The 20,164-nt window shown below is 65.2% G+C and carries 20 protein-coding genes; all 20 read left to right on the top strand.

The genetic code is table 11. The features are described 5' to 3' along the window. The first annotated feature begins 20 nt into the window (after positions 1-20). A complete protein-coding gene (locus tag IGS58_RS15255) occupies positions 21-404 on the top strand; it encodes a hypothetical protein (protein WP_052139831.1) in 384 nt (127 codons plus the stop codon). After that, the gene (locus IGS58_RS29190) at positions 401-556 is read left to right on the top strand and encodes a DUF6760 family protein (RefSeq protein WP_308140640.1); all 156 of its coding nucleotides are present in this window, start codon (positions 401-403) and stop codon (positions 554-556) included. Before IGS58_RS15255 ends, IGS58_RS29190 begins: the two co-directional genes overlap by 4 nt. A 1-nt stretch (position 557) precedes the next feature. After that, positions 558-1,070: a phage tail protein gene (locus IGS58_RS15250; protein WP_070257377.1), complete on the top strand. Its 513-nt coding sequence runs from the start codon at positions 558-560 to the stop codon at positions 1,068-1,070. Continuing rightward, a complete protein-coding gene (locus IGS58_RS15245) occupies positions 1,070-2,215 on the top strand; it encodes a hypothetical protein (protein ID WP_230521944.1) in 1,146 nt (381 codons plus the stop codon). The genes IGS58_RS15250 and IGS58_RS15245 overlap by 1 nt, the downstream gene beginning before the upstream one ends. Beyond that, positions 2,215-2,856: a CIS tube protein gene (locus tag IGS58_RS15240; RefSeq protein ID WP_230521943.1), complete on the top strand. Its 642-nt coding sequence runs from the start codon at positions 2,215-2,217 to the stop codon at positions 2,854-2,856. Before IGS58_RS15245 ends, IGS58_RS15240 begins: the two co-directional genes overlap by 1 nt. After that, positions 2,849-3,895, top strand: coding sequence for a phage late control D family protein (locus tag IGS58_RS15235; RefSeq protein ID WP_070257373.1), 1,047 nt, complete (start codon positions 2,849-2,851; stop codon positions 3,893-3,895). The genes IGS58_RS15240 and IGS58_RS15235 overlap by 8 nt, the downstream gene beginning before the upstream one ends. Beyond that, positions 3,892-4,488 carry a phage baseplate assembly protein V gene (locus IGS58_RS15230; protein WP_070257371.1) on the top strand — a complete coding sequence of 199 codons (597 nt, stop codon included), beginning with the start codon at positions 3,892-3,894 and terminating at the stop codon, positions 4,486-4,488. The genes IGS58_RS15235 and IGS58_RS15230 overlap by 4 nt, the downstream gene beginning before the upstream one ends. Before the next feature lie 5 nt (positions 4,489-4,493). After that, positions 4,494-4,901 carry a PAAR domain-containing protein gene (locus IGS58_RS15225; RefSeq protein ID WP_230521942.1) on the top strand — a complete coding sequence of 136 codons (408 nt, stop codon included), beginning with the start codon at positions 4,494-4,496 and terminating at the stop codon, positions 4,899-4,901. 2 nt (positions 4,902-4,903) lie between these two features. Beyond that, the gene (locus IGS58_RS15220) at positions 4,904-5,293 is read left to right on the top strand and encodes a GPW/gp25 family protein (RefSeq protein ID WP_034777759.1); all 390 of its coding nucleotides are present in this window, start codon (positions 4,904-4,906) and stop codon (positions 5,291-5,293) included. 14 nt (positions 5,294-5,307) lie between these two features. Then, positions 5,308-5,505, top strand: coding sequence for a hypothetical protein (locus tag IGS58_RS15215; RefSeq protein WP_230521941.1), 198 nt, complete (start codon positions 5,308-5,310; stop codon positions 5,503-5,505). Next, positions 5,502-8,564, top strand: a complete 3,063-nt coding sequence (locus tag IGS58_RS15210; RefSeq protein ID WP_230521940.1) for a baseplate J/gp47 family protein — start codon at positions 5,502-5,504, stop codon at positions 8,562-8,564. The genes IGS58_RS15215 and IGS58_RS15210 overlap by 4 nt, the downstream gene beginning before the upstream one ends. Positions 8,565-8,566: 2 nt before the next feature. After that, entirely contained in the window at positions 8,567-9,688 is a 1,122-nt protein-coding gene (locus tag IGS58_RS15205; protein WP_230521939.1) for a hypothetical protein, read from the top strand. Continuing rightward, entirely contained in the window at positions 9,685-10,662 is a 978-nt protein-coding gene (locus IGS58_RS15200) for a phage tail protein (protein WP_070257363.1), read from the top strand. The genes IGS58_RS15205 and IGS58_RS15200 overlap by 4 nt, the downstream gene beginning before the upstream one ends. Next, positions 10,659-11,468 carry a hypothetical protein gene (locus IGS58_RS15195; RefSeq protein ID WP_230521938.1) on the top strand — a complete coding sequence of 270 codons (810 nt, stop codon included), beginning with the start codon at positions 10,659-10,661 and terminating at the stop codon, positions 11,466-11,468. Before IGS58_RS15200 ends, IGS58_RS15195 begins: the two co-directional genes overlap by 4 nt. Then, a complete protein-coding gene (locus IGS58_RS15190) occupies positions 11,465-14,983 on the top strand; it encodes a hypothetical protein (protein ID WP_230521937.1) in 3,519 nt (1,172 codons plus the stop codon). The genes IGS58_RS15195 and IGS58_RS15190 overlap by 4 nt, the downstream gene beginning before the upstream one ends. A gap of 64 nt (positions 14,984-15,047) precedes the next feature. After that, a complete protein-coding gene (locus IGS58_RS15185) occupies positions 15,048-15,992 on the top strand; it encodes a hypothetical protein (RefSeq protein WP_230521936.1) in 945 nt (314 codons plus the stop codon). Then, positions 15,992-16,636 carry a hypothetical protein gene (locus IGS58_RS15180; protein ID WP_230521935.1) on the top strand — a complete coding sequence of 215 codons (645 nt, stop codon included), beginning with the start codon at positions 15,992-15,994 and terminating at the stop codon, positions 16,634-16,636. The genes IGS58_RS15185 and IGS58_RS15180 overlap by 1 nt, the downstream gene beginning before the upstream one ends. A 4-nt stretch (positions 16,637-16,640) precedes the next feature. Further along, positions 16,641-17,408, top strand: a complete 768-nt coding sequence (locus tag IGS58_RS15175) for a hypothetical protein (RefSeq protein WP_230521934.1) — start codon at positions 16,641-16,643, stop codon at positions 17,406-17,408. Between the two features lie 4 nt (positions 17,409-17,412). Beyond that, a complete protein-coding gene (locus tag IGS58_RS15170; protein ID WP_230521933.1) occupies positions 17,413-17,904 on the top strand; it encodes an aspartyl/asparaginyl beta-hydroxylase domain-containing protein in 492 nt (163 codons plus the stop codon). A gap of 4 nt (positions 17,905-17,908) precedes the next feature. Then, complete coding sequence (locus IGS58_RS15165) at positions 17,909-20,161, top strand: ATP-binding protein (RefSeq protein WP_230521932.1); 2,253 nt, start codon at positions 17,909-17,911, stop codon at positions 20,159-20,161. Positions 20,162-20,164: the final 3 nt, after the last annotated feature.

Genomic DNA, 20,164 nt, shown 5'->3' with positions numbered 1-20,164 from the left:
GCGCACAAGGGGAAGCGGCAATGAGCGTGATCTGTACCGAAATCGAATTTATCCTGCCCTTGGGTTACCGCGACGGCGACGGCAACCTGCACCGCAATGGCGTGATGCGCCTGGCCACCGCCGGCGACGAGATCCTGCCGCTCAAGGACCACCGTGTCCAGAGCAACCCGGCCTACCTGATCATCATCGTGCTGTCGCGCGTGATCGTGCGTCTGGGCAGCCTTGAAATGGTCAGCACCAAGGTGGTCGAGGAGCTGTTCGCGGCCGACTTCTTCCACCTGCAGCAGCTGTACAACAAGATCAACCAGGTCGACACTGACGACGCCGGCTTGCCGGGGGAGGCGCAGGGCGCCCTGGGAAAGCCGGGCTTGCTCCAGTTTCCGACCAGCTTTACGCAGAGATAGCCTTCCTCGCCTATCACTTTCACTGGTCCCATGAGGACCTGATGGCGATGGAACACGCCGAGCGGCGCCGCTGGTGCGGCGAAATCAGCAAGATCAACCAGACGATGAATGCCGATGAGCGGCACAAGTCGATGCATAACCTGGGAGCATGAGATGGTGGTCGGTGTCAATGCAGTCATGGGTGCCGCGCAGCGCCAGCTGGGCCTGCGTATCGACCCGTTCAAGGCCTACAATTTTTTTGTCGAAGTTGAAGGCATCCTGGTGGGCGGCTTCATGTCCGTCGATGGGCTCGAATCGAAGACCGAGGTGCGCACCGTGCGCCAGGGCGGCGTCAACGACATCGAGTACAAACTGCCCGGCCAGGTGACCTGTTCCGACCTGGTGCTCAAGGCCGGCATCACGGCGCTCGACCCGATGTGGCTGTGGTACCAGTCGACGCTGAGCGGCGCCATCCGGCGCCGGAACGGCTCCATCTACCTGTTGGATGACCGCGGCTTGCCCAGCGTCTGGTGGGATTTCTACAATGCCTGGCCCGTGCAGTGGCAGGGGCCAAGCCTGGATGCGGGCGGCAGCCTGGTGGCATGCCAGTCGTTTACGCTGGCACACGAAGGCATCCGCAAGAGCCTCGCGAGCAGCGTCTACTCGGCCGCGGCGGGGATACTCTGATGCGCGCCATGCGCCTTGGCTGCGCGGGCCTGGCACAGCGCTTCCATGCGGCGCGCGGCGCACCGCTGTGGCGTTTCGCCCATTCCGGCGCGCCGCTGCAGCTGCGCATGGCGCATGGCGGCGCGGCGGGCCGGCACACGACGTCGGTGTTGCACTATTGGCAGCAATTTCGCTCGGCCATGGGGCTGGTGGTGCGCATGCAGGGTATGGCGCGCAAGGCGGACATGGTCGAACGCATCGAGGTGCGCCTGCTGGAATTGCGGGGCCAGCTGATGCAGGCGCACGCGCGGCAGCAAACCCTCGTGCGCCTGGTGCTGCCGCGCCTGGAGCGCGGCGTGGCGCAGGCGCAGCAGGCCAGGGCCGCGACCATCGCCTGGCTGGCGCGCGGTGCGGAGCAGCCAGCCCTGGCGCTGGCCGTGCGTCATTTCACCGCGCAGCCGGCAGCGGGGCAGCGGGGCGCCGCAGCGTTGGCGCGTGCCGTCGCGCGTTGCGCCAGGCTGCGCGCCGTAGCGGCGGCGTCTTCGCCGGCGCTGGTCCGGACAGCCATCCGGCGCGCGCAGCCGGCGGCACACGGGGCCCCTTCCCAGCCGGCCGCTGGCGGCACGGCCAGCCCCGCGCCACGCGAGGCGGCGCGGCGAAGCGGCATGACCAGACGGGCGCCGGCCCGCAATGGCATTGCCGCACCCGGCGCGCCGTTCTTGCGTCCGGCATCGCATCCGGCACAGTTTCCGCGCGCAACGCGCCCGGCTGTGCCCCCCCGGCAGGCAGGCGCCTGGCGCCCCCCGGTGCAGGCCGTGCCGGCGCCATTGCCCGCGCCGGCCGCGCACGCCGCCATCGTCCTCGGACGCTACCAGGGCCGCCAGCCCGTGCGGCGCGACATGCGCCAGGCGGCGCCGGCTGCCACAGCCGAGCTGCAAAGCCGCGTCGAGCATATTGTCGATACGCGCATGCTCGGCGTGGAACGCGCGGTGCAGACCAGGGTAGTGCATGAAATCGTCCATGGCGGGCAGTCGCAGGAGCAGTTGCGCAAGGTGCTGGCCGAGACGCTGTTTTCCGCGCCAGTACTGGCCTCGCTGACCGACCGCATGGCAAGCGCCATGGCGCGCCGCAGCGCCACCGAGCGCTATCGCCGGGGAGGCGCCTGATGCTGGAAATGGCCAAGATCGTCGTGCATGCGACGCGCGAGGAAATTCCCGTGATGTACAACCCGACCGAACTGTCGCTGAACAAGACCGTGATGGTGCAGGGCGAGGGCTCGAACATCCAGTTTCAGCGGGTCAATAATGACGACCTGACCGTGTCGCTGTTTTTCGATACCTACGAGCACCAGGTCGACGTGCGCAGCAAGACCAACAAGATCGTCGCGCTCACCGTGCCCAGCGTGGGCACGAATGTGCGCAAGGAGCCGCCGGTGCTGGTGTTTACTTGGGCCGGTCCGCTGTTTACGGGCATTATCGTCAAGCTCGACCAGAAATTCACGATGTTCCTCAGTTCCGGCATTCCCGTGCGCGCCGAGCTGAACGTGACGTTCAAGTCGGTGCTGACGCAAGAGGAGGACTTGCAGTCGCGCGGCTATTTCAATTGCCGCCAGCTGTGGCAGGTCAAGCAGGGCGACCGCCTGTACCTGATCGCGCAAGCGACCCTGGGCGACCCGAACCAGTGGCGCCTGATCGCCGCCCAGAACAGCATCGAGGATGCCTTGAATTTCCCGCAGCGCAAGGATATCGGCCGCAATCTGGTCATTCCCGACGTGCATGCCGGCACCGCGGGAGCCGTGTATGCTTAGCGTCCAGACCGGGGCATTCAAGATCCTGAAGAACCGCAGCCCCTTGCCATCCTCGATCGTGGCCGCCATCCACAACGTGCGCGTGCACGATGAAATCAATGTACCGGCCATGTTCAGCTTCACGCTCGACATGGTGAAGGCGGACGGCGCCTGGCAGGACGTCGACCTCGACGTATTCAAGCCGGGCGACCAGATCACGATTTTCCTGGGCCTGAACCAGTTGCATCAACTGATCAGCGGCGATATCACGGCCATCGAACCGAGTTTCAGCACTGCATCCTCGGCCGCCACGATACGCGGTTTCGACCGCATGTACCGGCTCAAGTTCGGTACCCGCACCAAGACCTACAGCTTGCTCAACGATAACGAGATCGTCAGCGACGTGGCGCGCGCGGCACGTTTGCCGGTCACGCTGGAAGGCCAGCCGGACACCATCAACCAGTACGTCATCCAGAACAATGTCTCCAACTACGCCTTCCTGATGGAGCGCTGCAAGCAGCTCGACTACGAACTGCTCATGGCCGACACGACGCTCGTGTTCCGCCCCTCGGCCGAGGGTAACGGCGCCATCAAGACGCTCAGTTATCCGCGCGACCTGAGTGCGGTGAGCCTGAACCTGAAAGTGCCGACCATGGGCCAGAAGGTGACGGCCATCGGCTACGACGTCGAAACGAATGCCGTCATCACGGCCGTGGCGCAGTCCGGCACCAGCCAGGACAAGATGGGCGGCAGCGAAACGGGCTACGAGGCGGCGGAAGATTTTCCCAGTTCGGAAATGACGCTGCAATGTCCCGGCATCAGCGACCCGGCCGCGCTGCAGGCGGTGGCCGACGCGCAGTTCCAGAGCCAGCTGCAAAGCTTTATCGAAGGCCAGGCCAGCCTGGTGGGCGACAGCGACCTGGTGGCTGGCGTGAACATCAAGATCACCGGGCTGAGCGAGCGTTTTGACGGCACCTATTACGTCACCTCGAGCACCCACGACTATGACGACAGCAGCGGCTACAAGACGGACATCAACGTGCGCAGGACGGGTATATGAACGGCAACGCATCCGGGGTCGCGCTCGGCAAGGTGAGCAACACCGAAGACCCCAAGGGCCTGGGACGCATCCGTGTTTTTTTGACGCTGAGTGGCGCCACCATCGAGTCGGACTGGCTGCAGGTGATGAGCTTTTTCGCTGGCCCCGGCTATGGCGCCTTTTTCCTGCCGAGGAAAGACGATTCGGCCCTGCTGGCCTTCGCCGACGGCGACCCGAACCAGCCGTATGTACTGGGCTTCCTGTGGAACGGCGTGCAAAAGCCGCCCGTCGAGGCGGCCCGGCAGCAGGAAGTGCGCATGCTCAGGACGCAGTTGGGCAAGACCATCGTGCTCGACGATAGTGCGCAGGGCAAGATCACCATCATCGACGAAAAGAACAACCAGATCGAGCTCGATACCGCCAACAACAAGATCAGCATCAGCAGCGAAGGCGACCTGGCGATCAGCGCCAAGGGCACGCTGACCATCAGCGCGCCCCACGTGGTGCTGCAGACTACGGACGGCAGCGTCAAGGCCGATTTGTCGGCCGAGGGCATGCAGTTGCAGGGCGCAAAGGCGCTCAAGCTGCAGGCCGCCATGATCGATCTGAACTGATGGGCATGGGCGCAGCCAAGGCGGGCGACAGTATCGTCAACGCCGCCGACATCCACATCGTACTGGTGCCGAGCCCGGGCGGACCGGTGCCGACCCCGCAGCCGTTCCCGTTTTCCGGCAAGATCGCCAGCAATACCAGTATGAACGTGCGCATCAACGGCAGGCCTGCGGCGACCGTCGGTTCGATGGCCAACAATGTGCCGCCGCATATCGCCGCCAGCGGCCAGTTCCAGGTGCCGCCCACCAATCTCGGGCAGGTGATGCTTGGCAGCTTGACGGTCCGCATCAACGGCAAGGGCGCCGCGCGCGCGGGCGACCTGTGCGAAACCTGCCACGACCTGCCGCCGGCCGGTCCGCAGGCGCCGCCGCCGACCGTGCAGGTGGCCGGCATGAGCACCGTGAGGATGGGCTAGCGATGGCCACCGGCGCCGATTTCTTGGGCCAGGGCTGGGCGTTCCCCGTGCAGACCAGCGGCGGGCGCGTGCTGTTCGCGGCCGGCGCCGACGACATCGCTGAAGCCATCCTGATCATCTTGCAGACGGCGCCAGGCGAAAGAGTGATGCTGCCGGCCTTCGGCTGCCGCATCAATGAGCTGGTGTTCTCGGCCGGCAATGCCAGCGCCAGCAGCCTGGCGCAGCTGTACGTGAAGCAGGCGCTGGACCGCTGGGAGCCGCGCATCCAGGTCACCGGCGTGGCCGCCCTCATCGACGCGCAACAGCCCAATTGCCTGCAGGTGTCGGTCGATTACCTGATCCGCTCGCACAACCAGCCGGCCAATCTGGTCTACCCATTCTTTCTCAAATAAGCCAGGACATATGCATGGACATACAATTGATCGACGACCGCCTTGCCGAATTGAAAAGCAACGAAAGTGCGGGACAGGCGCAGCTGCAGGCGCTGCAGGACGAATTCAACGAGCGCAAACGCCAGCTCCAGGCAACCTTGCTGCGCATCAGCGGCGCCATCCAGGTGCTTGAGGAGCTGCGCGCGGAAGCGGCAGGCGAGCCGCGTCCATGACTTCCCCGACGCTCGACTTCCGCGACGCCGAGCAGTTTTATGCGCAGACGCTGGCGCTGGCCAAGGCCTACGTTCCCGAATGGAGCGGCTACTGGAATACGCTGCCGCCAAGTGCGTCGGACGTCGACCAGGATCCGGGGCTGGTGCTGCTGAAGCTGTTTTCGCAGCTGGCCGCGTACACGGCCGATATCGAGAACGCCATGCCGGAGCAGCGCCGCCTGGGGTTTTTCCAGTTCATGAACATGCAGTTGCGCGCGCCGCTGGCGGCGCAGGCGCCGCTGCGCTTCCTGCTCAAGGCAGGCCAGCCGGCGGCGACGGTGCCGGCCCAGTGCGCGGTGCTCGATGCGCAAGACCAGACGATCCGCTTCCAGACCAACGAGGCGCTGCTGGTGCTGCCCGCCACGCTGTCGGCGGCGCTGACGGTCATTCCGGCGCAGGACCAGTTCATCGATGCTTTGCCCAGCCTGCTCGGGGACCAGGCCGGGGTGCCGATCTTCGTGGCCAGCCAGCTGGCCGATCCGGCCGAACAGCCGCTCGGGCACTGGTTCATGATGGGCGATCCGGCCCTGTTCAAGCCTGACGACGCGCTGCAGAGCATCACCGTCACCCTGACCGGCAAGCAGCTGTACCCTGAATATTTCGGACAATGGTTCGATGGCGCGCTGACGCCGCTGACGACGCAGTTGACGAGTTCATCGTCGGAGCGGCAGCTTGACATCGTGCTGGGCATGCCGCCGCGCGCGGCCGCCGTGCCGCTGGCGCAGCTCCAGCGGCAGTTGTACCGGGCGGGCGAGCCGGGCGCCGGTTTCGACGCCGCGCCCTTGAGCGGGCAGGATGGCGAAGCGCAATACTGGCTGCTGGTCAAGCCCGCGCCGCAAGTCAAGGTGCTGGCCTCGCTGGCCCAGCAATTGCCCGTCATCACGGGGTTGAACTGCACCTTCAAGGGCAAGGCCATCGTGCCGCAGCAGGCCGCCTGCAATGGCGTGCTGCTCGATATCGCCAATGGCGCCTATCCGTTCGGCGAAACGCCGAAAACCAACGATGCGTTCTACCTGCGCTCGGACAGCGTGTTCGCCAGGACCGGCGCCCTGGTGACGGTCTATTTCACACTGACGACCTTGGAATATACCTTTCCGGTGCGGCTGGTCTGGCAATTCTGGGACGGCTTGCAATGGAGCGCCTTCAACGCCACCACCACGGACGCCAGCACCTACCAGTTCGTCGACAGGATCAACAATTTTCAGTCCGATAGCCCGGACGGCCCCACCTGCATCCAGTTCGCCTGCCCGAAGTTCGGTCCGGGCACCGTGGCCGGTTCCGAAGGGCTGTGGATACGCTGCGTGATCGCCGAAGGCGGTTACGGGCAGCAGGGCGGCATTGCCAGCACCAGCGTCAGCACCACCATCGACGCCATCCCCGCGGATGTGCTGGGCCAGGCGCAAAAACTGGGGGTGAGCAAATACCTCAACGACGTGGCCGGCGTCAATTTCAGCTACACGATTTCCCAGCCGAGCTACTACCCGCCCTTCGTGCTCTCGGCGCGTATCGAATACAGCTTCGCGGCCAAGCCGCAGAGCTTCTGGAGCTACAACGCCTTCACCCTGAGCCGTTTCCTGTTCAGCCCGTTCAAACCGGTCGACGCGCTGCTGACCGGCTTCTATTTTGCCTTCGACGATGCGGGATTCGCCGCCGCCTGTGCCGGCAACAAGCTGGTCCTGTACTTCTATCTGCAGCAGGAACAGGCCACCCCCGGGCGCACCCTGCAGTGGGAATACCACGACGGCCAGCAGTGGCGGGCGCTGGCGGTGGACGATGCCACCTACGGCTTGAGCCGCTCTGGCCTGGTCGGCTTCGTGGTTCCGGCCGCGATGCAGGCGGCCTACCTGTTTTCGCAGATGGCATTCTGGTTCCGCATCAACAATGCCCATGTCGACCGTACCATCCGTCTGTATGGCATGTATCCGAACACGGTCATGGCGTCGAACCTGACCACCCTGGTCGATGAAGTGCTCGGATCGAGCAACGAGCAGATGTTCCAGCAGTTCACGCTCGACTATCCCCCCGTGCTGGCCGACCTGCTGCTGTGCGTGATCGAACCTGCCGGGCTGATGGCGGGGCAGGACCCTGGCGCGGCCGAATTTGCCGACGCGGAGCTGGCGGACGTGCGCGTGGGCGCCGGCGAGGTGGCACGGCGCTGGACCCAGGTCGAGAACTTCGCCTTCAGCGGTCCGACCGACCGCGTGTATACGCTCGACTATGCAAACGGGCTGCTGACATTTGGCGATGGCTACAACGGCATGATCCCGCCGCCTGGCCACAACAATATCGTCGCCATCCGCTACCACCATACGCAAGGGCTGGCGGGCAATGTGGGCGCTGGCGCGCTGACGGTGCTGCGTCCCGGCATCGCCAACATCGCCGCAGTGGCCAATCCGGCCCCGGCGGCCGGCGGGGTCGGCTGCGCTACGCGGGCAGAACTGGCGGCCACCAGTCCCGCGATGGTGCGTGCGGGTGGCTGGGCCGTGCAACTGCAGGATTTCACGGCCCTGGCCGGTGCCGCCAGCGCCCAGGTGGCACAGGCACGCGCCGTGGAGGCCGAAGGCAATACCATTCGCATCGCGGTGCTGCCCCTGTCCACCGATCCGCTGCCGTACGCCAGCCCGGCGCTGCTGGACCAGGTGGGCGCGTATGTCAGGCAATACTGCCTGGCGGCGCTGGTCGGACGCATCGGCATCGAGGCGGCGCGCTATGTGCCGGTGTCCGTCACGGCGCAGCTGGCGGCCCGCGTCGCGCCCGACCAGGTGCAAGCCGAACAGGCGCGCATCGCGGCGCTGCTGCGCGCCTATTTCCAGCCGGTGTATGGCGGTCCTCCCGGGCAGGGCTGGCGTTTCGGCCAGACCGTGCAGGCGTCCGCCATCCATGTGCTGCTGCGCAGCCTGCCTGGCGTGACCGGCGTGCTCAGCCTGAACGTGAATGGGCGCCAGGATGGCAATGTCGTGCTGGCGCCCACCGAGCTGCCCGTCGCTGGCAGCATGCTCGTGTATATCTCGGCGGTGTAGCCATGGCCTTCGAGCTGCCCGACCTCGACCGCAAGAGCTACCAGGAACTGGCAGCCGACCTGGTGCGCCGGATCCCGCAGTACACGCGCCAGTGGACGGACTATAACGATAGCGATCCGGGCATCACCCTGCTGCAATTGCTGGCCTGGCTGGACGAGTCGCTGCTGTACCAGGCCAATGCGATTCCCGTGCAGACGGACGAGAACTACCTGCGCTGGGTGCTGGGCCTGGCCTTTTCCGGCAACCAGACCGCCTACAGCCTGGCCGCCAAGGCCAACCATGACGCCGCCTTCCTGGCCTTGCAGCAGGTGCTGGCGCAGATCGAACAGGGCGCCGTGCTGAACAAGCCGACGCTGCAGCAATATGTGCTGGCCTATGTCGGCCGTCCCTACATGGCGCTGACCCTGCCGAACATCGACACGCTGGCGCTGGAAACCAACCAGGTCATCGCGCAGCAGGCTGCCGGCGGCACGGGCGCCACGCCGCTGCTGGTGCGGCGCGCGTATGCGCAAAGCGCGGGGGAGGGCAGCGTTGCCTGGATACTCAGCGATGCGCAATGGCGCTACCAGTATCCGCCGTATCCGAACCAGGCCGGCAACGGCAAAAGCAATAGCACCACGCGGCGCAAGGTGCTGATGATCGAGGCCGCCGACGACGCGGCCGCCGAGCGTACCTTGCTCACGGCCGTAAACAAATACCTGGCCCCGCGCGTGATCGCCGGCAACCGGGTGCAGGCGCGTGCGGCGCAGTTCACCGACATCAACGTGACGCTGGTCGCCGGCTGCGTGCCGACGGTGCGCCTGGATGTCACGCTGGGCCTGCTGTTCGCGCGCCTCTTCGCCTACTTCCTGCCCTGCGAGGGAGGGCAGGCCGGTCAGGGTTGGCCATATGACGAGGCGCCCACCGAAGCGGCGCTGCGCCAACTGGTCCTGGCCATGCCGGGCATCGATGCCATCGACGAGCTGGTCTTCGATTTCATCCCCACCCTGGCGCTCGACCGGATGGCCGTGCTGGACGTCAACGCCCAGCTTGCCGATCTGCCGCCCGGCACGCCCGCGATGTTTTACCGGGGATTGCCGCGCCTGCGCTGCCTCGATGTCAGCGTCAGGAGCAATGCCGCATGAGCGCGCCGTCAAGCTACCTGCGCTACCTGCCTGCCGTGTACAGCACCACGCAGCCGGCTTTTCTGGCGCAGTACCTGAAGATTTTTGAAAAGATATTGACCGGCATCGGCGACGCGGAGCTGGGCGGGCGCAAGGGCATCCATGAGCTGCTGCAGGCGGACGTCATTGGCAATCTGTTCTATCCGCGCCTGAGTTTCCTGTTTCCCCCTTCGGACACGAGTTTCATGCCGCCCATCTCAGGCGCGACGGCAAAGCAGGAAACGGCCATCCTGGCCGACCTCGACACCTATATCCAGGTGCCCGCGCCCGACGATCCGCTGGCCGGCTACGTGGCCGCCGCGCCGGGCGCATCGGACCCGAACGCGCCCATCGAAGCCTGGCTCGACGATTTTCTCGACTGGCTCGGCGGCTGGGTCGCGCTGGCCGTCGACAACGACTGGGACATCGACCAGAAGCGCACCGTGATCGCGGAAATCATGGCCCTGTACCGCATGCGCGGAACCTTGCAGGGCCTGAGCATGCTGGCCAACCTGCTGCTCGGGCTGCCCATGGCCATGCACGGCCAGCAACTGGACGACAGTGGCAAGTGGATTGCCATCGACGGCACCGTGTCGGTAAACATCAGCGCGCCGTCCCCACCCGACATCGTGGCAAGCGACCTGGCCGGCAGCGCCTTCATCGTGCGCGACGCTTACGTTAGCGGCGCGCCCGTCGTGGCGGGCTACCTGCCGTGGCTGTTCAATGTGCAGATGGTGCTGCCGAACGCGCACAACCCGCTGTTCATCCTGACGGCTTCCAACGTGGCGCAGATCCAGGCGCTGTATGGCCGGCTCGAGCAGTTCCTGCGCGTCATGAAGCCTGCCGCCAGCAACTACATCATCACGATCGTACCCAGCATGCAGTTGCAGGCGCAAGGCTATGCCAGCGCGCTGGGCGTCAATACCTTACTCGGCCAACAAGGAATCCAGACATGAGCACCATCATCAAGGCGGACGTCGCCGACCACCTGAACTACCATACCGGCATGTTCCTGACGTCGGACTACATGACGCTCGAGCAGAATTACTTCAGCAACTGGTTCTGGCTGCAAAACCAGTACCTGTTCTCGCCCGGCGTGCTGAACGGCATGCTGGTGAGCCAGGCCGGCAATACGTTGGCCGTCAGCCAAGGCGTGGCCTTCGACGATGCAGGCCGTTTCCTGATCCTGCCGTCCGGTGGGACGCCGCTCACGCTGCCGTCGGATGCCAGCAATCCCATGCTGGTGTACGCCTATTATCCCGACACCAGCGCGTCGACCGCCAACGTGGTCAGCGAGGCGGCCCAGCTGCTGGCCGCGAAGAGGGTGCCCGCGAATGGCGTGCTGCTGGCCACCGTCACGCTCGACGCCAACAAGGCCATCGTCAGCGTGACCGACAGCCGGATTCCTGTGACGAGCCGGCTGCCGGCCGCGCTGGGGGACGCGAGGGCAAGCGCCGCGCCCGACACCTTCCTGCAGGGCACGTTGACGGTGCCGGCGGCCCAGCTGCAAGGCGCGGGCGCCAGCACCAGCGTCACCGTCCATTTCTATGATACGCAACAGGATGCCTTCAGCGCGCCGCCCACCGTGATGGTGACGGTGGGCGGCAGCGTTCCGTACGCCACCGCCGTCGCCTCCGGCACGGCGCAATTCGTCGTCACGCTGCTGGCGCTGCAGGCCGCTGGCGGTGATGCCGATATCACACTGTCGTGGATCGCCATCGCCAGTGCCGCTTCCAATACCATGACACGGGAAAAAGCATGAAACAGCCACGTGTCGAACGGCCCAACTATTTCTCGGGCGAAGCCTTGCTGACGGACGATTTCCGCTGCGAGCAGCAGTATCAGATGGATATGCTGGCGGCGCGCAATGTCAGCCTGTACCTGTATGGCATCGCGCATGGCCTCGAGGTTGCCGCCTCGGCGGATGGGCAACCGAGCCAGCTCGAAGTATCGCGCGGCATGGCGATCGACGCCCTGGGCCGGCAGATCATCCTGCTCGAGCCGGCCGTGCTGATGTTCGATAAGCTGGACCCCGGCGCGACCTATTTCATTACCATCAACTATTTCGAGGTGTTCGCCGACCTCAGCGACGAGAGCGGCACGGCCGGCTACAAGCGCATCGTGCAGCAACCGCAGCTCCAGTACTTGCGCAATCTCGACCAGCCAGGCACGAACATTTTACTGGCGGTCATTTCCCTGACCACCGAGGGCAGCATCAACAGCCTGACCTACAAATCCGGGCGCAACGAGCGCCGCTATGTGGGCAGCAGCGTCGGTTCGGTCAATTTCGTCACGGAAGGGGCAGGCGTGAACCAGGCCTTTTCCGCGCCATCCAATATTGCCGGCGCCACGGTGCAGGCGGACTACGCCAGCATCAGTGCGCGCCGCGAAGGCAGCCGCGCCGATGACTATTACCTGGAGTTCGACGCCCCGCGCGGGCAGTTCATGGGTCTGCTGACGGCGCGCAACAACCTCGGCGTGGGGACCGACAATCCGGTCGCCAACCTGCAGGTCGATGCCGTGACCATCAAGGGCAAGGGTACGATCAGCTGGGACAACCAGCTGGTCACCTTCTCGGATGCGCCCGCGCCGTTCCTGCAAGTGGGCGACCAGCTCATCGCGGACCCTTCGGTGCGCATGGGGACGGCCCAGTGGCGTACCGTCAGCAAAATCGTCCAGGATGGTTTGCAAGTCGAGATCGACGCTGCGTTTTCGCCCACCACGATGCCGGCGCCCGGATCGGGCTACACCTACATGCGTTCGGCCCTGGCCCGTTTTTCGCGCAGTGACGGCACCTTGCTGCAGGTAAGCCTGGACGGCACCGTCGGCCTGGGGGTGCAGGCGCTGGCCAAGGGGGGCTCCGCCAGCGCCGGGCCGAATGCGCTGGTCATCGGGCGGGATCGCAACGTCGGCATCGGCCTGAACGAAGGCGCGCCGCGCGCCGCCCTCGACGTGCAGGGGCAGATCCTGGCCGACAGCCTGACTGCCAGCGGCGCCATCAAGGCCCAGAGTTTCGAGGGCAACGGCTCCAAGCTGCAGGGCATGGCCATGCTCAGCTACTGGACCAAGGAGTCGCCGGGGCAGGCGGCGAGCCGGCTGTTCTACGATGGCGGCAACGTCGGCATCTTCGACCGCAGCCCGGCCGCCTCGCTGAGCGTGGGCGGCGGCAGCGCCTTTATCGGCAATGGCGTCATCAGCTCGATCAGCGCCGATGTCGTGCAGGGTTACAACACCACGTTCCAGGACCAGGTCAAGGTGGGCGACCTGATCGCCATCGGCACCCTGAACCAGCAGCAGGCGGTGCTGGCCAAGACGCCTGCCAGCGATACGGAACTGGTCCTGACGACGCAGTTTGAAATCCCCGTCATCAATTCGCCCTACAGCTACCTGGTGTCGGGCACGGTTGAACCGGTCACCGGCCCCGGCAAGGTCAGCAGTAACGGCACGACCATCACCGGCACGGAGGGCACCAAGTTTACTGCCTTGTCGGCCGGCGATACCCTGCTGATTCCCCGTTTCACTCCGGCGGCAGTGCAGGTACAGAGCGTTGCGCAGGTTGCCAGCGATACGCAACTGACCTTGTCCGCGCCGTACGCGGGGAAGGTCGACAGCCTGCCGTACCAGCTGCAGGGGGCCGACGGCGCGAAGACGGACGGGGCAGGGACCATCAGTATCGATCCGGCCACGCCGACCGTGGTCACGGGCACTGGCACCGCCTTCCTGAGCGCGGCGAAGGCGGGCGACCAGCTGTTTGCCGCGGCCGATCCGCAGACACTGCCGCGGCTGCTGCGCGTCAAGTCGGTCGATAGCCAGACCCAGCTGACCTTGCTGGAAGGCGGTGCCGCCACGTCCCCGTTCGCGGCTGCCACGTCGGCCTACATGGTCAGCGCGGGCCTGCTGGCCCAGTTCAAGGCCAACGACGACAATGCCATCCTGGCACCCGCAGAAGAGGCGGGGCTGCCGCCGGCCATGCTCATCGTCAGCAATAGCGAGCCGCCCAACTACAACACGGTCGCCATCAATCTCGCGCTCACCGACGTGGACACGCAATACGCCCTGCAGGTAAACGGCCCCGTCAGTTTTGCCAGCGGCGCGGCGACCTTCAGCGATTTGACGGCCGACACCATCTGGGCCCAGGAGTCGGTGGCGATCGGTGGCACCGGCTTTGCCGCCGGCGCCAATCTGCTCAGCGTGGCTGCGGTGGGCGACGCGGCGCCCACGCTGGCCGTTACGCCCAGCGAGGTGGCGGTGACGGGCAATATCAATGTCGCCGGCAACGTCACGGCGACGGGCGAGGTGCAGGGGGATACTTTGATCGGCAAGATCATTGGCGACCGTACTCTTTTCAATCAACCCGTCTTGCCACTGAGCCAGACAGCAGCTTCCGATGGCACGCTCGTGGCCTACGTCGGCAATACCGATTTCACCCAGCCGCCGTTGGCTCCGTTCTACGGTATTTTGCAAGGCAGTACGGTTGGCGCATCCGGTACGACCTGTGCTTTGCAAGTGACCGCTTCTTGCATTCCGATCACTGTTTCAACGGGAAAGAAGACCGCCAAACAATACTGGCTTCCGTTGCCGGGCACGTTTTCGATGCCGGTGAGAAAGGGGGAGGAATGGACTATCGATCTCATTACCGATCCTAATGCGGGTGCGTCACCGCAGGTGTACTGCTATTGGGTGCCGTTTGCGGCCCAGGACGCGCAGCTCGTTTCCCCAGAGCCCGTGACGCCGGAACATGATCTGCATGGCCAGTTAATCGGTGGCTTCAACCTGCTGCGTGAGCGCATGGTCAGCGGGCAGCTGCAAGGCAGCGTTGCGGCCAATGCCCAGGAAGTGATCGATGGGCGCGTCAACGACCTGACCCAGATCTTTGGCGACCTTACCCACATGAGCGCTGACGAGGAAGAGCGGGCGCAGTTCGTGCGCGACCTGCAAAAGATCGTCTGCTCGCCAGCCTTGCCCGGCGAAGCCGAAGTCGTCAAGCCGCTCGATCCGCAGGCGGTCCAGGATTTGATCGACACCTTCGGCAAGGCCAGCGGCCACAGCTTTACCGACGAGCAGCGCGGCCTGCTCCAGGCCGGCGTCGAGGCGCTGGTGCAAATCAATGACAGCGAGGCCAGCCGGGCCGATCTGGGATTGATCAAGAAGAATATCGGCATGTTCATCGGCAACGTGCAGCAGGTGCTGGGCATCGAGTTCAGCAGCACCGACACGCGGCTGCTGACACGGGCGCTGGTGCGGCTGGTCGGCGACGGCAGGCAGAACGCTATGTGAAGCATTTTCGCACTTGCCTGACAGGGCAAGACATTTTGATGTTGCATCCAACCATGGAGTTGTCATGAACCGTAAGCATAAACATAGCAATGACTTTGGCGCACGCACCACTTATTCGCAGGCCGACCTGGTCGAAGGCGTTTTCAGTACGGTGGCCATCAGCGACGGCTTCGTCATGGCCAGCATCGGGCAGCCGACCATTACCGCCGCCTACCTGGGCATGCTCGAGGGCAGCACCATCGATGCTGGCGGCAGCGTAACCAGCCATACCTATGCCACCGGTTGCACTCAGGCGGTCACCGCATCGTCCGGCAAGAAAGGAGCGTACACGTATTTCATCCCCATGCCAGGGAATTTCACGATGACGGTGCGGGCCGGCGAAACCTGGAAGATCCAGTTGACGGCCGAACCGGCGATCGGTCCCGCACCCCTGGTGGAGTTCGTCTGGACGCCGGAAAACGCCAGCTCCATCGCGCTGGAAACGCGTCCCAGCCCCACGGCTGCGGCAATGGCGCAGTTGCGCGAGGAAGTCTCGTCGGGGCGCTTGCAGGAAAACCTGCTGGCTTCGGCCCAGCGCACGATCGATGAACGGGTGGGCGACTTTGCCCATGTGTTTGGCGACGCCACGAAGATGAGCAATGACGAGGGCGACCGGACGCGCTTCGTGCAGGGCCTGCAAAAAATCGTCTGCAGTGCCAGGCCCGCCGGCCAGCCCGTCGATAACCGGGTCGACGATGCCGACCTGGTCGGTCTGGTCGCCGCCTTCGGGCAGGCTACCGGGCGCAACTTCGGCGTGCAACAGCAGGATTTGCTCAAGGAAGGCATCCGCGCGCTTGTGAAAATCAATGAAAATGCGGCCAACCGGGGCGACCTCGGCCTGATCGATGCGAATGTCCGCCTGTTCCTCGACAATGTGCAGCGCGCCACGGATATCAGCCTCGGCAATTCTGACCGGCGCCTGCTCACGCGTGCCCTGGTGCGCCTGGTGGGCGACGGACGCCACGGCTGATGCCCGTTCCGTTCTTCCCTTTGCTGGACGAGGGCGCCTGTGACGATTGGGTCTTGCGGGTGTCGCTGCTGGCACGCCACTGGCGGCGGCGCCATGCCGAAGTGCCCTTTTATTCATTGGGACTGGCGGCCTACCTCGACGCCGGTGCGGGCCCGGCCGGCCTTTACTGGAACCGGCCGGAGCGCGAACGCAGCAACCGCCTGCTCGCGGCCCATTTTGGCGCGCTGCTGCAACTGGTGCTCGATTGCCTGGAGCGCCATTGCGGGCTGCCGGCCCGGTTGGCGCCCGGGGCCGCCTGGCCCGGCTTTCATATCTACCTGCCGCACCCGGCATTCGCCGAGCCGGTGGCCAGCGTGCACCGCGACTTGCAATACCGCGACGTGTTTGCAGGGCGGCATTTTGGCGCGCAGGACTTGCTGAGCTTTACCCTGCCGCTGAGCGTGCCGGCGGGCAGCGGCCTGCATCTGTGGCGGCGCGAGGAGGGTCAACCCGACTTCATCGCCTACCGCCACGGACAGATGATCGTGCATGACGGGCTGGCGATACACCAGGCGGTGCTGGCCTGCGGCAAAGGCGGCCTCGAGCGCATCACCATGCAGGGCCATGCGGTCCGCCTGGATGGACAACTTCTTTTGTATTGGTAAGAGCATGAATCCTGACCACAGCGCTGAAGCGATCGCATCGTTCCACCTGCCCGTGCTGACGCCGCAGCAATGCGCGGACGTCGTCGAGCGCCTGCTCGACCTGGAACCGTTCTGGCTCAAGCGTACCCGGCATTTCCCGATCCACACCCTGGGGGCCACGTATTACTACGATATAGTGGGCATGCCGGCGCGTCCGTACGAACGGCTGGCCCGCCAATATAATCCTTTTCTGCTGGATCATTTCGGCGAAGTCTATGACGCCTTGCTGGCGTCCCTGGGCGCCGCGCTGGGCCAGCCTGTCGTTTATCACCCGGCGCTCGCCTTGCCCGGTTTTCACATGTTCGGCGGCCATCCCGCCCTGCGTGCCTCGGAAGACCTCGACCTGGTGCACGAGCAATGGCAGGGCGGGCGCGAGACGGCCGACTTTCCGGGCAATCCCATCCACCTCGACCGCGGCCACCTGGCTGTCGGCCTGGGCGCGGCGCCGACGCTATCGGTGACCTTGCTGATCGCCGCTGCGGGGCGGGGCGCCGGCATGAAAATGTGGCCGTTCGGACTCGAACGCACGGGCAATCTGGATGAAAGCGAGATCCTGGCGCTGCTGCAGCGCGAACCGTTCGAGCAGATCCATTACCAGACGGGGGCCGCTTTCATCCATTCCGGCCGTCGCTATCACCAGGCCCGCGGCTTCGACGGCGCGCCCGGAGACTATCGCATCACTTTGCAGGGCCATGCCGTTTGGCAGGGCGGGCAATGGCAACTTTTCTGGTGACACCATGTTCTTTCGCAATGACCAGTTCTCCTTTACGGCCCGCCTCGAGCAAGGCTGGGAAAGCGTGCTCGACGAATGCCTGGCGCTGCCGCATGCCGAGTTCGACGCCTGGCCTGAAACGGGCTTGTACAACCGCGGCTGGGATGTCTATGGCCTGGTGCTCGAAGGCCGTCCCATGCTCGAGAACGCCATCTTCTGTCCGCGCACGCTGGCCTTGCTCGGCTGCATTCCGGGTCTGGTGACAGCGGGCTTTTCGCGCCTGGCGCCCGGCACCGAGATCGCGCCGCACGTCGGTTATACGGACCGGGTGCTGCGCCTGCACCTGGGCCTGCGCAGTTCGCCCGACTGCGCCTTGCGGGTGGGTGCGGCCGTGCGCCATTGGCAGCCCGGGCGCTGCCTGGTCTTCGACGACACGCAGGAACATGCGGCCTGGAACCGGGGCGCCAGCGACCGCCTGGTGCTGCTCGCCGATTTCACCAAGCCGGAAGGGGTGTGAAACGATGAGCGCCCAGCCAGCCACGGCCGCCACCGACAGCGGCGCCTATGCGGACAACGCGGCCCTGCAGCAGGCGCTGCGCACGCTGGCCGACAATATGATCGAGCTGGCCCTGCTGGCACGCCAGGCGGAGGCGTCCGCACCACCCGAAGCGGCGTCCGGCGCCGCCCTCGAGCGCCTGTACCGGCAAGCCAGCCAGCTGGGCGCGGGGAGCGCGGGCGGCGCCGATGCGGCCGCGCGGCTGGGCGCGCGCATCGAACAGCAGTGGCAATTGCTGGGCCAGCGTGCGGCAGCCACCGTCGAGGCGCAGATTTTTATTCCCTGGATCCATGTCTGCGCCCTGTTCAACCTGGACCGGCCGCAACAGGAAGTCTTGCTGTTCGGTTTGCTCAGCGAAATCGAATGGCGCTATGGCGCCATCGTGCGCGCTTTCGGCAGCGCCGCCAGCGCCGAGGGCAGCGAAGGCTGGATCGACCTGGCCGGCCTGGATGCCATGCTCGCCGCGTGCCGCGGCACGCGCCCGGGCTTGCAGCGCTGCCTGCTGGCCGATGCCGCCTTGCTGCACTGGGAACTGATCGTGCTGGTGCCCAATACCAGCCTGGCCGGACTGGACGGCGGTTATCGCCTGAGCGAGCCGATTGCCGCGTATCTGCTGGCCCAGTCCGCGCCGCGCCTGTGTCTCGAGCGCCCGCTGACCAGTCTGGACAGCACGCTGGCGCTCGACGAGCACCTGGCCGATGCCCAGGCCCTCGCGCAGCTGGCGCGTTTCATCGGGCACTGCGGCCCGGCGCAGGCGCGCGCGGCCAGCCATGTGCTGCAATTGCAAGGGCCGGACCTGTGGCTGGCCCGCAGTCTGTGCGCGGCGACGTTTGCGACGATGGGCATGGCATGCGTCGAACTCGACGGCAAGGAAATCTGGCAAGCCTATCTGAATGGGCAAAAGAACCGCCGCACCTTGCTGGCGCGCCTGCGCCTGCTGTGCCGCGACGCGTTGTTGTGCAACCGCATTTTCGTGCTCCTGCATTGCCACTGGCTCGGCACGCAGGAGGGCGCCGACGACGACCTGCTTGACGAGGTCATGCAGGTACTGTTCGAGAGCCAGCCCTACCTGGCGGTCTTGAACGGTCCCGCGCGGCGGCTGTCCGACCTTGCTTTTCGGTATGCCCGGCACGAGGTGGCGGCCGTCCTGGTGCGCGTCCCGGCGCCGGACAGCCGCTTGCGGCGCGCCAGCTGGCTGCGCCATGCGGGCACTTTCGGCGTGGACATCGACGATGCCTTGCTCGCCAGGCTGGTCAATCAATATCTGCTGACGCAGGAACAGATCGTGCTGGCGCTGAAGGAAACGGCGAGCCGGCGCATGCTGCAGGCCGAGGGCGAAGAGGGGAGCGCCGGCGAAATGCTGCTCGACGCCTGCCGCGCGCAGAGCAACCGTGAACAGATGAGCGTTGCGCATGAAGTCAAGACCACCTACCGCTTCGGCGATATCGTCCTGCCGGATACCACGCGGCAGTGGCTGCAGGAAGTACTGCAATATGCGCAGCAGCGCCATCAGGTCATCGAGGAGTGGGGTTTCAACCGCAAGAACGAGCATGGCAGCAACCTGTGCATCCTGTTCTATGGTCCGTCCGGGACGGGCAAGACCATGGCAGCGTCGATCATTGCCAATGAACTGGGACTGGGCCTGTACCGCATCGACTTGGCCAGCATCGTCAGCAAATACATCGGCGAGACGGAAAAACACCTGGCCCAATTGTTCGACCAGGCCGAGGCGATGAATATCGTGCTGTTCTTCGACGAGGCCGAAAGCCTGTTTTCGAAACGCACGGAAACGAAGGATGCGCACGACCGCTATGCCAACCTGCAAACCGGTTATTTGCTGCAGCGCATCGAAAGCTACACGGGGATCGTCATCCTGTCGACCAACCTGATGGCGAATATGGACAAGGCCTTTACGCGGCGCTTCAAGTTCATGATCGAATATCCGTTTCCCGAAGGCGCGCAGCGCCTGCAATTGTGGCGCAGCGCCTTTCCGCCCGCCGTGCCGCTGGCCGGCGACATTGATTTCGAACTGCTGGCCGAACGCGCGCCCTTGAGCGGCGCAAATATCAACAGCATCGCCGTGAGCGCCGCCTTTCTCGCGGCGGCCGAGCAGCAGGCGGTGGGGCAGCGGCACTTGCTCAAGGCGACGGAGCGCGAGTACCACAAGCTGGGCAAGGTGTTTGCGCCCGATGATTTTCGCTGGGACGATGATGCGTAGCGC

Source organism: Janthinobacterium sp. EB271-G4-7A, assembly GCF_020858075.1.
In the GTDB taxonomy this organism is placed as follows: Bacteria; Pseudomonadota; Gammaproteobacteria; order Burkholderiales; family Burkholderiaceae_D; genus Janthinobacterium; species Janthinobacterium lividum.
The sequence above is the reverse complement of the archived record's forward strand: the minus strand, read 5'-3'. Positions and strand labels throughout refer to the sequence as shown.

What these genes read in the sequence shown, in the direction of transcription:
- IGS58_RS15255 (WP_052139831.1), top strand. Translation starts at nt 21, where the DNA reads ATGAGCGTGATCTGTACCGAAATCGAATTTATCCTGCCCTTGGGTTAC.
- IGS58_RS15250 (WP_070257377.1), top strand. Translation starts at nt 558, where the DNA reads ATGGTGGTCGGTGTCAATGCAGTCATGGGTGCCGCGCAGCGCCAGCTG.
- IGS58_RS15245 (WP_230521944.1), top strand. Translation starts at nt 1,070, where the DNA reads ATGCGCGCCATGCGCCTTGGCTGCGCGGGCCTGGCACAGCGCTTCCAT.
- IGS58_RS15240 (WP_230521943.1), top strand. Translation starts at nt 2,215, where the DNA reads ATGCTGGAAATGGCCAAGATCGTCGTGCATGCGACGCGCGAGGAAATT.
- IGS58_RS15235 (WP_070257373.1), top strand. Translation starts at nt 2,849, where the DNA reads ATGCTTAGCGTCCAGACCGGGGCATTCAAGATCCTGAAGAACCGCAGC.
- IGS58_RS15230 (WP_070257371.1), top strand. Translation starts at nt 3,892, where the DNA reads ATGAACGGCAACGCATCCGGGGTCGCGCTCGGCAAGGTGAGCAACACC.
- IGS58_RS15225 (WP_230521942.1), top strand. Translation starts at nt 4,494, where the DNA reads ATGGGCGCAGCCAAGGCGGGCGACAGTATCGTCAACGCCGCCGACATC.
- IGS58_RS15220 (WP_034777759.1), top strand. Translation starts at nt 4,904, where the DNA reads ATGGCCACCGGCGCCGATTTCTTGGGCCAGGGCTGGGCGTTCCCCGTG.
- IGS58_RS15215 (WP_230521941.1), top strand. Translation starts at nt 5,308, where the DNA reads ATGGACATACAATTGATCGACGACCGCCTTGCCGAATTGAAAAGCAAC.
- IGS58_RS15210 (WP_230521940.1), top strand. Translation starts at nt 5,502, where the DNA reads ATGACTTCCCCGACGCTCGACTTCCGCGACGCCGAGCAGTTTTATGCG.
- IGS58_RS15205 (WP_230521939.1), top strand. Translation starts at nt 8,567, where the DNA reads ATGGCCTTCGAGCTGCCCGACCTCGACCGCAAGAGCTACCAGGAACTG.
- IGS58_RS15200 (WP_070257363.1), top strand. Translation starts at nt 9,685, where the DNA reads ATGAGCGCGCCGTCAAGCTACCTGCGCTACCTGCCTGCCGTGTACAGC.
- IGS58_RS15195 (WP_230521938.1), top strand. Translation starts at nt 10,659, where the DNA reads ATGAGCACCATCATCAAGGCGGACGTCGCCGACCACCTGAACTACCAT.
- IGS58_RS15190 (WP_230521937.1), top strand. Translation starts at nt 11,465, where the DNA reads ATGAAACAGCCACGTGTCGAACGGCCCAACTATTTCTCGGGCGAAGCC.
- IGS58_RS15185 (WP_230521936.1), top strand. Translation starts at nt 15,048, where the DNA reads ATGAACCGTAAGCATAAACATAGCAATGACTTTGGCGCACGCACCACT.
- IGS58_RS15180 (WP_230521935.1), top strand. Translation starts at nt 15,992, where the DNA reads ATGCCCGTTCCGTTCTTCCCTTTGCTGGACGAGGGCGCCTGTGACGAT.
- IGS58_RS15175 (WP_230521934.1), top strand. Translation starts at nt 16,641, where the DNA reads ATGAATCCTGACCACAGCGCTGAAGCGATCGCATCGTTCCACCTGCCC.
- IGS58_RS15170 (WP_230521933.1), top strand. Translation starts at nt 17,413, where the DNA reads ATGTTCTTTCGCAATGACCAGTTCTCCTTTACGGCCCGCCTCGAGCAA.
- IGS58_RS15165 (WP_230521932.1), top strand. Translation starts at nt 17,909, where the DNA reads ATGAGCGCCCAGCCAGCCACGGCCGCCACCGACAGCGGCGCCTATGCG.